This window comes from Candidatus Thorarchaeota archaeon, from assembly GCA_013388835.1.
Taxonomy (GTDB): domain Archaea; phylum Asgardarchaeota; class Thorarchaeia; order Thorarchaeales; family Thorarchaeaceae; genus JACAEL01.
Map to the genome: position 1 here is coordinate 1 of JACAEL010000042.1, position 13,142 is coordinate 13,142.

Here is a 13,142-nt window from a genome sequence, read left to right on the forward strand (position 1 = left end):
GTCCTTATGGCTGTCGTACAACTGAACCTCATCGGCTATGGTATCGCAGTGTATTTCGCTGCAACAGCACTAATACGTCTGTGCCTGATAATGGCAAAGACGGCTCGGATGCGCTTCGACCAACCCAGAATGATGCCCCAATCCACTTCTTCTTCGGACTCCTCACCATCCTCCGACAGGGCTCACTGCTCCTATTCAATCCTCTGGAGACTGGGTCGAGCCTTCTCAAGAGTCTTCTTCAGACTTGCCATGCTCGTCATACTCTTGGGCATAGGCCTAACGCTCTACACATGGACTGTGGAGATCCTCAATCCCGGTGCATGGGCAGTGAACTATGGCCAGTTGATCATCATGCGGGTCTTCGGCTTGTCTGCAACGGCAGTCGCCATTCTCGTGGTGATGGTTCCTGCCTCAAGCTTCCATAGGACACTGAGTCGCACAAGAGACGAGTTCTGCCGAGTAGTCCGCGAATCGTATGAGAAGAGGGTTCTCATCTACCTTGCCATGGACCTTTCATCTGAACACAGGGAGAGACTGATCACCGAGTCCAAGACCCTCCACATGGTCATGGCGTACTATTCTAGCCTATCAACGTGGCCCTTCGGAAGACCTCTTGTGCTAAGACTAGCAGCCGGCGGGGCAATTCCATACATCGTCGCATTCTGTTTGCATATGCTGAGTATGTGAGGTGAAGGAATATGGTCCAATACTCTCTCAGTGAACTGCGCGAGATTGCTCTTCGGACACCGGACATCGAGGGCAACAAGCCACTGTGGCTTACATTGGGACTGACGCCGCGCAAGTTGCTGAAGGTGACAATGCTCTGTTTTGCCCCCTTCACTCTGTACTACATTGCCAACAGCCGCTTCAGTAGCCTAGCAATGCAGGTCCTGTCAGGGCTTGCTGTCCTGTTACTCGGATTCTGGGTGATTCAGACACACTATGAGGTGTTGGGAGAGGCATATGACCTCTTTTGTGTTGAGAAACCTGAGGGAGATATGGGGACTAATAGGCTCTTTAAAGACAGAGAAGACTACACGCAGTTCCGTAAGAGGGCTCAACAGATACTCTTCCGAGCTCCGCACAACGATGCTCTTTCCATCGTCATTGGCATTGGCATATACATCATCTTGCCCATAACGGGAGGCTACTACTTTTATGTGACCACCGGAGACATCATGTTTGCGATCTTTGAGGTTGATGCCACACTCTTCCTGCCTTGGGCTCCCTTTATCAAAGTGGTTAGCTGGCTATACTGGTCGTTCATTTGCACAGGTATCATCGGACTCGCCATGTCTTTCGGTAGGGTGTACCGTGTCACCAGCCTTCTCAGTTCCAGCTACAGCAGCTTCACCGTCTTTGGCATGATTGAGTGGCTGAACAAGCAGAGGATGCGGGGCGAGACTACGGGGGTCTTGGTGACAGCCGAGTTGTGTGATACCATCAGACGTATAGGCCATCATGTGACCTTGCGTCAGTTCGCCTGCCAGTTGACAGTGTTGCTAGCAAGGGTCACCATGCTTGCACTCTTGTTCGGCTTTATCGCAATGCTCTACAACCTATTGATGGCCATTGTCGGAGTATTCAATCCTGCAAGGCTCATCGCTGGTCTGTTGATGTGCAGTGCCAGCATTGTCTTCGGGATTGCCTTCTTTATCCACCCACAGCTCAGAATGCATAGTCTCATGTTCGAATACAAGGAGAGCATAGTCAATCTGCTCCAAGATGCATATGAGGCGTGCATAACCGATTACATCACCGCCCCCAAGGATGTGGCCCAGTCGAAGGATAGCGAAATCGAGTACCTGAACAGTGCACTGGACTACCACCGGGATCTTGGTACTTGGCCATATGCGCCGCTGCAGATGTTGCGCGTCATCAGCCTTGCATCAATCATCCTTGGACAAGGTGTGATTGATGCACTTCGACGGTTGCTCGTTGGGGGCTAGCCACGTCATGGCGCGTTGCACGCTGTGATGCTGAGGACGCTCTTGGTGTACTCGCATATGTCAACCATGCCGAACGTTCCACCGGATGTATCTGGGAGACTCCACTTGCGATCTATTTCCATGCGGCCAAGCAACACCTGCTCAAGAGATGATGAAGCCTTGCCTTCATGGTGAAACAAGGACTGCGAGACCGACTCAGCACCTGGACTGACTTCGAAAAGTGACCGTTCATTCTTGGTTGAACAACGTTGGACACAGGAGTTCTGTCGCTCCCACGTAACGGCACTGGAGTCACTCCTCGAGGTCTTATGAGGCGTCGAACCGACCTTGAGCTCTCCGTTCCCGCACGGAGGAATGTATGCACCACGCAGCAATGTCCAAGATGGTCCAACTTCCGGGCAGCTGCTGCCAACCCCAATGACGTCACGCTTAAGCAACAAGACTCCATGTATGACCTGATAGACTTGTACGCAGCTTCTAGAGACTCTCAACAGTTGTATTTGGCACCTGCCTTGTCCAGTCCTGTCAGAGTTCAGATGCATACGCGAACAGTGCTGGCTGACCTCCCGTATGCCAGTATAGGACTGGAGTGTCCCGGTCCACTTCACCTGACAGTGCCATTCTCATGAGACCGAGACCGCTCTTCGCTGTGTACACGGGATCAAGGAATACGCCCTCGTTCTTGGCAAACATCCGTATGGCACTCTTGACGCCCTCTTCGATGACACCGTAACCTGCCCCAAGAAACCTGTCGTCAACAGTGAAGTTCGGCTCAAATGGCTCCACAATGCCTGGGTACTCCTTCACTATTCTGGAGACCATCCCCAAGACCCGTGAACTGAGCGTGGCCTCATCATCCAGTACCGAGTATGCGATGATCTCAGCGTCAATGTCGTATGCCTTGGCACCGACTATCATGCCCGCCAGTGTGCCTCCAGTGCTTGTGGCGGTCACTATTCGCTCTGGATAGAAGCCGACCTTGTCCATCTGTTCTCTCAGCTCCTTCATGGCCGCGACGTAGCCAAGCGAGCCCAGAGGAGTGAACACGCCAGCCGGGAGTGCATATGGTTTGAGCCCGAGCTCTTCAAGTGTCTCTATGACCGTTGGCAGACGCTGTGTCAGGCTCATGAAGTCGTCGTCCGGATAGAACTTCAGCTCTGCACCCAACAGCGTATCGAGGAGAAGGTTGCCCTGAAGTGTTTCCGGCTGCTGTCCCGCAAGCAGGAGGATGCACCTGAGTCCATACTTGGCTGCGGCAGCAGCAGTCTGGCGACATGAGTTGCTCTGGACTGCGCCGACAGTCACTAGTGTGTCACAGCGATTCTGAAGTGCGTCTGCAACCGCGAATTCAAGCTTTCGTGTCTTGTTACCACCGAACTCAACTCCGGTCAGGTCGTCACGCTTCATCCAGAGCTCCTTGAGACCCAAAGACTCGCCAAGGTTGACCGCGCGGTGAAGTGGTGTGGGAAAGAAGCCCAACTGAACGCGAGGAATCCTATCCAACATCTCAAGCAATCTCTCCGGTGGCAAAGGCTATCAGAAGCATCAGAATTGCAGTTATGACTCCTGCGGTCAGCGTGCGAAGCCCATATTTCCAGACGTTCTTTCTCGACACATGTCCGAGGAACACACCTAGCAGGTAGAGTAGCACGAGGCACATGACGATTGCGACCTCGAAAGCGGAGTAGTAGTTGAGGACTCCGATCGGCACCAGCAGAAGTGGACTCAGCACTATGAGAGCGGTCACAGCGGGAGACGCCCCATCCACAAGGGCCACCACGATCGATGTTGTCTTCGAGGCCCTTGCGTACATGGTGTCAGACATGTCCCGTAGCATTGCCCGTCCTATGTCCTGAACCTCACGGTCTCTCTCAGCTCGCTCTGCGAGGTATGACCCGCTGAAGCCAGAGATGGTCATTGCAACCGTGGCACCAGAGGCTGCAAGCAGGACAGCTGCGAATGAGACCTCCGGGTGCGTCGAGTCAATTGTGAAGAGACCACCGAGAATGAGCCCAAGCATTGTGAGGGCGCCGTCGAATGCATTCATCGCCATGTAGCGTCGGGCAATCTCAACACCTTCTGTGAGTTCGAGTGCCCTTCTGACACGCTCAATGAGTCCCTCATTCTCGTTGGATGTCTGTCGTCTGTCGTCTTCTTCGTTGCTCACAGTCCTTCCTCATGCTGAGCCTGCGAGTCCACTCCTCTGTCACTCTCTTAAAAGATGGTTGGTAATTGCCTCGTGATGCGAGTCTCTTGTGCAGGCTGATTCGTGATCTCCCTCTATGACCTCGACACTGGTCGGAACTGCCAGGTGCACAGAATTGCACCGGTCGGCTGACAGGATGGTATCTGACGACTTCTCGGATGTGACTCCCAGTTACGAATGACGAAAAAGGCATAAGGGTCAGTTGCCAGAAGTCCCAACGGTGCAACTCGGAGAGGAAGTATGACCATTGACAGAAGAGCGGGAAAGGGTAATCACAATCTTCGACCGTCCTCGTGGAGTCAGATTCATTGGTCTGACCCAGATGTTCTTTGGATTCTTTGGGATACTTGCGGCCATTGGAGTCCTGTATGCGTGGGCGGTGGGGGTGCCGGACCTGGCTGGTGTTGGTCCACTGTACTCGCTCCTCATCCTGTTTGGGGTCGGCATTCCATGTATTGTGATTGGTAATGCTGTTGACGACCTCCGAAGGACAGCAGTGAAGGCACAGATAGCCTACAGTGCCATCGCCGTCCTGCTGACAACCATGTTTCTTCTCTTCAGGGGGATAGGCTATCACTGGCGGGTACCCCTGTTCGATTTCACCCTTGATGTCTACATTGGCAATCTCGCCGCAGCAATACTGGTCCTGCAGGCCAGCTTCGCAGCGTATCTTCTGGTCAGCTGGTCGAAGGTGGTGCCGCCACCGGGCGTCAGGGTTGAGAGGGACAGGAAGAAGGCTCGGGAGATAAGAAGGCGTCAGCTGCTATTCCCTCAGCCGCCTGTGCTCCTCGCACCGGACGGGGTCCATGAGACTGCCGAAGACGAGCAACGACACATACTCGAAGTGCGCCGCGTGACTAGCACCGAAGGCATGGCGATTCTATGCTCAAACTGCGGGGGAGCAACCCCGGTCGGCAAGCAGCTGTCCGGTCATGATAATACCGTGATCTGCGAGTACTGTGGCGTGCGTCTTGCCGTCGGCAGCGTCTTCGTCCCGTGTGCTAACCACCCGGACTACCTGGCGGCAACGACATGTTCGGTCTGTGGAGAGCACTACTGCAGAAGGTGCCTGACTGCCCAGAGCCCTCCAGTTGACGAGCGATGGACCGGCTCTGTTGTCTTTGTCTGTCAGAAGTGCTTTGAGGGCCGATACAAGCCTGCTGTGACGACAACTTCCGTCGTAATCCCCACCGAGAAACTCTTCCAACAGGCGGGAGCAAGACTGTCACGTGTCAGTCGCATATACAGGCGTTTCTTGGGTATGTAAGGCCGAGCAATGGTATAAGTTCTGAGGTTCTCAGCTCACATGCTGGCAGCAATAGGCCGCTCCGGTGGAGGTCACGGCAGCAATGACAACGTTGGCGCGGCCATTCTCATAATCATATTGATCGTCGTTGCCATACCAGTAATCGCGTTCGTTATCCTCCTGCTCGGAGCGATAGTGATCATCCCCGTGCTGTTCTACGCGGGTCTTGTGAGTGTTGCTATCGAGTCGGTGAAGATCATTCGGCGGACCGATTTTGTCTCTCTAGACCAAGCAAGAGAGAGAGGCCTCAAGTCAAAGGTCCCTGTTCAGACTCAGGAAGACAAGTCGCGCGAGGTGATGCAAGAGTGGTCTCGGAGCGGGGAGAAGCCACTCACACCGGACCGACACCTTTTCGACCCCTACTACAGGGGGTGATGTCATGGACCGTTCAGAAGTCGTCACTCTGTGCCCAGTCTGCGGCGGCAAGGTTCAGCTAACTCATGATGACAAGGTCAACAGATGCGAGTACTGCGGCAGTCCCATGTTGGGTCCAAGCCAGAATCGAGACTGCGTGAATCATCCCGGCAGGCTGGCCAAGGGAGTCTGCCGTGTGTGCGGCGACCTCGTATGTGAGGAGTGCATGGAACAGAGAGTCGGTGACTATGGCGGCAAGCTGCTCACCGTTGTCAACTGCAGGAAGGCCGACTGTGTGTCTGCCAGTTCTTGGGCACAACCTCTCAACAGGGAATACATGAGATTAACCAACATGGACTGGGCTGACCGTGTGGACTCGGTCATATTTCGTCTTGCCGGCATCGGTGGACTGCTCTTCATGGTCTTTGAACTGTTCTTCATTCTTGCAATGGTCTATGTTCAGTTCTTCACATCATGGGGCATGGCCAACATCCCAAGGCTCTTCATCCCCGGCGATGTCATCGTCACACTGGGCATACTCGGCAACCTCCTGTCTGCCGTCATCCTCCAGACCGCGCTGCAGACGTATGTCCATGACAGACAGTTCGGCTCCGGCGGCATACTCCTGGCGTCGCTGGTCCTGGAGGTGGCCTTTCTCCTATTCAGAGGCCTGGCCTACGGGCTCCTGCAGTACCCGGACCCAAGGTTGCCTTGGTTCCTCCTACTGTCGTTCCTGTTAGCCACAGTCCTCGCGTTCGTTGGAGCGCTTGGTGCACTGGCGGTCGGTTACAAGAAACGCAGGCAAGTCAGGACTGCTCGCCTGCGCTTGGGTCTTGCAGTATGAGACAACTCACTTGGGAACATCGAACAGGTCAATCGTCCTGAAGTGCACCACGTCAATCAGTCCCAGGTCCGTGATCTTCAATTTCGGAATCACTGGCAGCGAGAGGAACGCCATGGCCATGAATGGCTCGTCCAGCGTGGTGCCAATCTTGTGGGCCGCCTCCTTCAGCTCCTTCAGCTTCTCCATCACATACTCTACAGACTGGTCGGACATCAGCCCGGCTATGGGCAAGGGTAGCGAAGACAGCACTTTGCCGTCTCTGACGATTGCAATTCCGCCCTGCATTCGGACAATCTGTATGGCGGCTTCGATGAGGTCGTGGTCATTTGTAGCCACTGCAACAATATTGTGACTGTCATGTGCCACAGAACTGACCATCGCTCCGTCGCGAATACCTGTGCCCTTGACAAATCCGATGGCTCTTGGAGCTGAGGCATTGTGACGCTCGATGATTGCCACCTTTGCGAGGTCTCTGTCCACATCAGGGACCGCAATACCATCGACCGTGTGGGTCTCCTCAATCAGGTGTTCTGTGATGAGTTGATGAGGAATCATCCCAATGACGTTCATGTGTGTGCCACGAGCCTTCACCTGGAAGTCCTCGGGCTCAAGCCAGTGAATGTTCACGGACCGTCTCAGTCTGGGTTGCAACTCGACTCCGAACTCTCCCACCATCTTGCCCTTTTCCGCCACGAGAACACCCTGCTTGTACACCTGCCGGACCTTCACCTTCTCAAGCGAGTCAAGCACTGCAATGTCTGCGTGGTACCCGGGTGCCACTGCTCCGACGAACTGGAGTCCGTAGTGTCTTGCAGTTGACAGCGTGGCCACCTTGATTGCCAAGACTGGGTCCAGACCGTATGATATTGCATCCCGAACCATGCTGTCGATGTGCCCCTTTGTGAGAAGGTCCAGCGTGTTGCGGTCATCGGTAACGAACGAGCAGAAGAGAGCGGTCGATGGCGTGATGAGTCCCACCAGGCTTTGAAGGTTCCTTGCGGTCGACCCCTCCCGAATGTGTATGTGCATTCCGCGTGATAGCTTCTCGGTCGCCTCTTCTATCGTTGTGCACTCGTGTTCGCTGGTGATTCTCGCTGCGACGTACGCGTTCAGGTCGAGGCCTTTCAGACCTGGGGCATGGCCATCTATTCTCTTGCCTCTCGCTAGTGCCACACCTATCTTCTCAAGAATCTCCGGATCTCGATACACCACGCCGGGATAGTTCATCGCCTCTGCAAGTCCGAGGACGTAGTGCTCGGTCATCAGCGGCTTCACATCAAGAAAGTCAAGGGTCACACCATTCGTCTCCAGCTCCGTTGCTGGAACGCAGGAAGGAAGCATTATGTAGAACTCGAGCGGACCCCCACGCATGCTCTTGGACATGTACATGATGCCCTCCATGCCCAGAACATTCGCTATCTCGTGCGGGTCAGCGATGACCGCGCCCGTACCCCGAGGAACAACCGCCCGAGCATACTGAATTGGCATGACCATGCTTGACTCGACATGGACGTGACCATCAATGAAACTCGGAACTACGTATTTGCCCTGCAAGTCCACGGTCTTGCTGCCTTGGTATTTGCCGATGCCAGCTATGTAGCTCTTGTGAATTGCAACATCTGCCTTCTCAATCTCATCGGTGAACACATTCACAACCTGTGCGTTCTTGAGAACCAGATCAGCTCGGGTCCTGCCGGAGGCCACATCAATCATCTGGTCCAAGGGATAGGTGTCAGTTCTGGTAAGAAACAAGACAATTCACATCCTGTTCTTCTCACGGAAGTGGCATCCCGTGAAAAAGATAGCTCTGTCGTCCTCCTGACCGCTCCACTGTCACCAGCCACTGAATCTGAGCATACTGTGTTGGTGCTTTGAACTGCTGCGTGTCGCAACGTTCACCGGGTGGACCGTGAGTGGCTGTACCGAGTCTCGACCCCGCTCGAGCGCGGAGTGGTGGGGAGACCGACGCACCACACAACGGCGGTAGAGGAATCTCAAGCCTGTGAGCTCATGACGAAGGGCGCCTGCGGGCCTCCAACGCACCTGCCCGAAAGACGCACCGACAGAGAGACTTGTTTATCAGCGAGCCGAGCGAGCATTGTATTCGTCTCGAAGTCTATGCAGGAGCGAGCAGCAAGGTTGGAGTGCCAGCCACAGAACAGCGCCCGACATGAGCTGGAACTGATACCACTCATGGGGTTCCCGCACATCACGAGGGGCCAAGACTTGGGCTCCGCCATATGCGACACTATCCGGTCGAACCGCGTTGAGCTGATGGACGGCGACGTATTGGTCGTGACTCACAAGGTCGTATCGATAGCCGAGGACGCAGTGCGCGAGGAGGGGCAGGTGCAGGTGTCGGAACGCGCCAAGAAGATAGCCGCATGCAACGGTATGGACCCAGTGAAGGTCGAGGTAGCGCTTCGCGACTCGGTGGAGGTATTGCGCGAGACTCCTGTGCTCATCACTCGAATTAGGAGCGGACTGATCACCGACTATTCCGGTGTTGACAGGAGCAATGCACCACCGGGCTGCTTGGTCCTTCTCCCGACCGATCCAGACCAATCCGCAAGACGGATTCAGGAGCGGCTGAAACAAGAGTTCAACAGGGATGTGGCTGTCATTGTCTCGGACACTCAAGGTCGACCATGGAGAAGAGGGGCAGTCAACCTCGCAATAGGCGTCTCCGGCATGTCACCATTCACGGTGAACGCAGGCCGAACGGACTTGTACGGAAGGACGCTCAAATCATCCCTCGTCTGTATCGCAGATGAGCTCTCTTCAGCCGCAGAGCTTCTGACCGGCCAGGCTGACGAGGGCATTCCTGTTGTGCTGATTAGAGGGGTCAGGGTGGCGAAAGGAGAGACCGGTGCTTCGGGAATAATACGCCCGATGTCCGAGAACCTGTTCCGATGACAGATGGTGTGGGAACATGCGGAGACGCAATCAGTCCCACACGACAGACACAATGCCGCCCTGTTCGTGCGTCGGTGCAGAAAAGCCTTAGAAGGCCTCATGATTAAATCAGATGGGCTTGACCATGACCGACCACAGAAGGCTCGCACTTCCAATCATCTACTGTGTGACAGGAGTCATTGCCACACTGTATTGGGTTTACTATCTGCTCTTCGTGTTTCAGGACATTCCTACACTGGACCTAGTCCCCGTAATCAGCGGCGGCGTTGCACGTGATGTGACACTGGTATTGGCTGCTGTCATACCCGTGACTCTGGTGCTGTATCTGCTGCTCTCCCTGCCGATGTCCGCAGTCTACATACTGGTTCTGAGGCTAATACGGGGGCCGTCCTATGACCTCAGCATAGTGCAGACCGGGGAGTCGTTCAGTGGTACGAAGATACTGAAGAGAGTCGCAGTCCCTGCGCTTTTCAGCATCACATCTGCACGCCTCATTCTCGCTCTGTTGCCGGACCTGCTGTTCTCTGTGCCAAGCGTACTGTTCGCACCCGCGTTTGTCGGTCGAATGATGAGCTTCGAAGCGCTGTTCTTTCTAGTTGGGTCGCTCGGTATCGCCTGGGGAGCATTGGTGCTGTTCACGCCGACTTGGGTACTGAACGATGCAGGGGTGGTGATCAATCTCAAGACGAGCGCGCTCAAGTCTCGTGTGTGTCCTGATGTTCAGGGCGTCGGCCTGTGGTTCAGCCGTTTCTTGGGAGGATACTCTATCCTTGGATACCCGATAACTTCGCTTGGTGTCGTCATCTACGGGCGCTTCCTCACATATGAGAGCTTCAGCATCATCGCGCTGCTGAACTCTATCGCTTTCATCGCTATGGTTCCGCTGCTAGTCATGGCGTTCCTAGTGCCTGTTGCGTTGCTGAACGAACTCCTCCTCAGAGTGATGACCAAATACGTTCGTCGCGTTGCTGTCGCCCTCGGCGGAAAGATGACAGCAGTCGAGACGGTCGCTCCTGTCGAGTAGCTCCACGACTCACGGGGAGAGACCGGTCTCGCATTGAGGTATGCTTGACCTCGTCCTCTGCTGAGAGCCGCAACGCTGAGTGCTCCAGGGGGCAGAGAGGAACACGACTCTCTTCGCTCTGCCCTTCCCATCCACCCTGACATAGCCGCCCTCCTGGAGCGATTTGAGATGGCGGGTGACAGTTGTCTTCTTTGTCTGGCTCACCTCGAATAGGGTGTTCAGGTCCATTGCTTGCGCATCCTCGATGATGCGGAGAAGCGTGAACTCCGGGAGTGCCCTCACTATGCTTCTCAACACCTCATTCTGCCGTCTGATGTCATCATCATCGCAACAGAGCGCGTGGTTGATGTCTTCCGTCAGCAGATTGATTCGGTCTACGAGCTGAGCTCTCTCAGTCTCGTATCTTGCTATCAGACCGCTCGACTCATGGACCAGCTGAGCGCACAGGTCACTGCTTAACCCCTCAAGTGCTTCTCTTGCTGCTAGTCGGGACTCTTTCATGAGACCCCCTAGGTCCGCTGTGTCAAACCACTCGCCCGCAATCAGCGATTCTATCTGGTTGAAGTACTGATCCAGACGGCGAATCCATTCGCCTCGCACGTCCTGAAGAATACCCGCGAGCTTCAGAGTGAGCCTTGCTGAGACACTATCCGGGCTAGTCATAGCTGAACCGATAGGCATTGCCCATCTTCAGAACTTGAGGGCGAGTGTAGCTGACGTATGACTCACCTGATAAGGTGTCATGGCATCTGCTCCCGTAGTGCGGAGCGTGCGCCTTGGGACCCACAGATACACGGCCCAAGCCTGTGGCATCTGTCCGTGAGCACAAACCGAGCAAGACTTGCTGATGGACCAACCAGTGACCTCATGCAGTCAACAGCGAATGGTACCTCCCTTGCGCGCACCTCAAGGCCCACTTCTTGGAGCGCTGAACGTAGCAGCTTGAACTCCTCAATTGACACCGTATCGGTACGCAGACCCAGCCCATCAAGAATCGAAAGACCATACTCTGTGAGCGAGAGCGCTGTCACATCAACACGGTCCCTGAATACAGGCAGTTCAAGTGACATCACTTCATCCGAGCGCCGCCGTGCAAGCATTGACGCCAGTTCGAACTGCCTCATCAGTACCAGCTCATCTGCTCGAAAGAACAACGTGGGGCCGTTCGCAATCAGCTGTGCACGGAGCTGCGCAAGACAACGGCCCTTGACCTCAGACACCAGCACAGTGAAGTCGCTCAGGTCGCCATCGGTGGGCATGAGGTCTGCGGGGTCACAGTCGCACCCTGACAGACAGCTCAACCCAAGGCCCTCTAGCATTCCCTTCTGTGTGTGGAACCACAGTATGCGGGGCATATGACGCAAGATGTACCTCAGTCTGCGAATGACCTCTTCAAGACCCAACCGATGGACACGCTCCGAGTAGCACTCCCACTTGATACGACGCAGGGTGTTGCTATCCAGCCACCTAGCAGCAGGCCGGTCAGGTCTCTCCGAATGCGAACTCACAGTCTGGTGTGCCTCGCTCATCAGTGCCCAGACCGAGTATCGCATCGAAGGGTCAGCCGCAAGTTGGACCGAGTCATCTACGGACATCTCTTCCAATTGCTCGCACCAGAATAGAGGCGAGAGATCCACGCTCAGGGGGGTCCGTCCGCCTCCAACCCCTCGCATGTCAAGCAGTCTCAGCTCTCTGAGGTCAGCGAGAGGCTCAAGGTCTATTCTCTCAAGGGGGTTGCCTCCTATCTTGAGAACCTTCAGACCTCGGCATGCTGACAACGGGCTCAGGTCAAGCTCAGTGAGGTGGTTCGAACTCACGTCAAGGACCTCAAGACGAACGCAGGCGGAGAGCGGGGACAGGTCCAGTGACTTCAACTGATTCCGTGCCACCGACAGCTCCCGGAGCATTTGGGCGCTTGACAGAGGCTCTAGTGACAGTCGGTCAATGCGGTTGTTGTACAGCCAGACGTTCTCCAGGTCGGAGAAGTCGCCCATTGACGATAGGTCCACCTCCCGTACTCCAAGACCTCCCAGCGACACGCATGTGGATGACACCTGCAGCGACATGGTCTCCCCGTTGGAAAACACAACTCTGAGCCGCAGATGTTCCATTGAGAGCACTTCCATAGACCCCTTAGTTCCCGCGCGGTATTAATGCTGTCTTTGTCAGCTGACTGCATCACTGCCACTCGATGCGAGCGAGCCGGCTGGCTAGAGGTAGCGGCGGGTCCTGAATGCATCTGAGCCGTGATTCAGCCACCAGCTGGGTCTCATCATCCACTGAGAACGCCTCCAGTCTGTAGAGATGGAAGAGTGGCGACACGTCCAGCATCTTGAGTTCGTTGTCATTCAGCAGCAAGTACCTCATCTCGGAGCACTTGATGAGTGGAGTCAGATCCAACTGCCGAAGCCTGTTGTTGGACAACACCAGATACTCTAGACTTGCGCAGGACGACAGGGCCGAGAGATCGAGTCCCTCTAGCTGATTATGATGGACGTAGAACCAGCGCAACGCATTGAAGGGTGGAAACCTAGACATTGACA

The 13,142-nt window shown here is 55.1% G+C and carries 13 protein-coding genes; 7 read left to right on the plus strand and 6 right to left on the minus strand.

All coding sequences use genetic code 11. The features are described 5' to 3' along the window. Positions 1 to 687: hypothetical protein (locus HXY34_07735; GenBank protein NWF96021.1), on the plus strand; the 687-nt coding region annotated here is incomplete at its 5' end. Positions 688 to 698: 11 nt separating this feature from the next. Then, positions 699 to 1,949 carry a hypothetical protein gene (locus HXY34_07740; protein NWF96022.1) on the plus strand — a complete coding sequence of 417 codons (1,251 nt, stop codon included), beginning with the start codon at positions 699 to 701 and terminating at the stop codon, positions 1,947 to 1,949. 525 nt (positions 1,950 to 2,474) lie between these two features. Here the strand turns inward: HXY34_07740 and HXY34_07745 are convergent. Continuing rightward, the gene (locus HXY34_07745; GenBank protein ID NWF96023.1) at positions 2,475 to 3,479 is read right to left on the minus strand and encodes a D-cysteine desulfhydrase family protein; all 1,005 of its coding nucleotides are present in this window, start codon (positions 3,477 to 3,479) and stop codon (positions 2,475 to 2,477) included. Next, positions 3,457 to 4,116 (minus strand): VIT1/CCC1 transporter family protein, encoded by a 660-nt coding sequence (locus tag HXY34_07750; GenBank protein NWF96024.1) that lies wholly within the window; start codon positions 4,114 to 4,116, stop codon positions 3,457 to 3,459. The genes HXY34_07745 and HXY34_07750 overlap by 23 nt, the downstream gene beginning before the upstream one ends. Positions 4,117 to 4,402: 286 nt before the next feature. On the opposite strand from HXY34_07750, the gene HXY34_07755 reads away from it, so the two are divergent. The 3 genes from HXY34_07755 to HXY34_07765 are packed head-to-tail and all read left to right on the plus strand — an operon-like array spanning position 4,403 to position 6,659. Continuing rightward, complete coding sequence (locus HXY34_07755) at positions 4,403 to 5,422, plus strand: hypothetical protein (protein ID NWF96025.1); 1,020 nt, start codon at positions 4,403 to 4,405, stop codon at positions 5,420 to 5,422. A 39-nt stretch (positions 5,423 to 5,461) separates the two neighbouring features. Next, the gene (locus HXY34_07760) at positions 5,462 to 5,836 is read left to right on the plus strand and encodes a hypothetical protein (GenBank protein ID NWF96026.1); all 375 of its coding nucleotides are present in this window, start codon (positions 5,462 to 5,464) and stop codon (positions 5,834 to 5,836) included. Between the two features lie 4 nt (positions 5,837 to 5,840). Further along, positions 5,841 to 6,659: a B-box zinc finger protein gene (locus tag HXY34_07765; GenBank protein NWF96027.1), complete on the plus strand. Its 819-nt coding sequence runs from the start codon at positions 5,841 to 5,843 to the stop codon at positions 6,657 to 6,659. Positions 6,660 to 6,665: 6 nt separating this feature from the next. On the opposite strand, the gene ade is transcribed toward HXY34_07765, so the two are convergent. After that, positions 6,666 to 8,372, minus strand: a complete 1,707-nt coding sequence (ade, locus tag HXY34_07770; GenBank protein NWF96028.1) for an adenine deaminase — start codon at positions 8,370 to 8,372, stop codon at positions 6,666 to 6,668. Positions 8,373 to 8,852: 480 nt separating this feature from the next. Between ade and cofE the strand changes: the two genes are divergently transcribed. Continuing rightward, entirely contained in the window at positions 8,853 to 9,575 is a 723-nt protein-coding gene (gene cofE, locus HXY34_07775) for a coenzyme F420-0:L-glutamate ligase (GenBank protein NWF96029.1), read from the plus strand. A 124-nt stretch (positions 9,576 to 9,699) separates the two neighbouring features. Then, the gene (locus tag HXY34_07780; protein ID NWF96030.1) at positions 9,700 to 10,599 is read left to right on the plus strand and encodes a hypothetical protein; all 900 of its coding nucleotides are present in this window, start codon (positions 9,700 to 9,702) and stop codon (positions 10,597 to 10,599) included. A 9-nt stretch (positions 10,600 to 10,608) separates the two neighbouring features. On the opposite strand, the gene HXY34_07785 is transcribed toward HXY34_07780, so the two are convergent. The 3 genes from HXY34_07785 to HXY34_07795 all read right to left on the minus strand — a co-directional run. Continuing rightward, positions 10,609 to 11,280, minus strand: coding sequence for a MarR family transcriptional regulator (locus tag HXY34_07785; protein NWF96031.1), 672 nt, complete (start codon positions 11,278 to 11,280; stop codon positions 10,609 to 10,611). Between the two features lie 59 nt (positions 11,281 to 11,339). Beyond that, positions 11,340 to 12,710 (minus strand): leucine-rich repeat domain-containing protein, encoded by a 1,371-nt coding sequence (locus HXY34_07790; GenBank protein ID NWF96032.1) that lies wholly within the window; start codon positions 12,708 to 12,710, stop codon positions 11,340 to 11,342. 67 nt (positions 12,711 to 12,777) lie between these two features. Continuing rightward, the coding region (locus tag HXY34_07795) for a leucine-rich repeat domain-containing protein (GenBank protein ID NWF96033.1) at positions 12,778 to 13,142 on the minus strand (365 nt) is incomplete at its 5' end.

Coding starts and splice junctions, on each gene's coding strand:
- HXY34_07740 (NWF96022.1), top strand. CDS start 699: ATGGTCCAATACTCTCTCAGTGAACTGCGCGAGATTGCTCTTCGGACA.
- HXY34_07760 (NWF96026.1), top strand. CDS start 5,462: ATGCTGGCAGCAATAGGCCGCTCCGGTGGAGGTCACGGCAGCAATGAC.
- HXY34_07765 (NWF96027.1), top strand. CDS start 5,841: ATGGACCGTTCAGAAGTCGTCACTCTGTGCCCAGTCTGCGGCGGCAAG.
- ade (NWF96028.1), bottom strand. CDS start 8,372: ATGATTGATGTGGCCTCCGGCAGGACCCGAGCTGATCTGGTTCTCAAG.
- cofE (NWF96029.1), top strand. CDS start 8,853: ATGGGGTTCCCGCACATCACGAGGGGCCAAGACTTGGGCTCCGCCATA.
- HXY34_07780 (NWF96030.1), top strand. CDS start 9,700: ATGACCGACCACAGAAGGCTCGCACTTCCAATCATCTACTGTGTGACA.
- HXY34_07785 (NWF96031.1), bottom strand. CDS start 11,280: ATGCCTATCGGTTCAGCTATGACTAGCCCGGATAGTGTCTCAGCAAGG.
- HXY34_07790 (NWF96032.1), bottom strand. CDS start 12,710: ATGGAACATCTGCGGCTCAGAGTTGTGTTTTCCAACGGGGAGACCATG.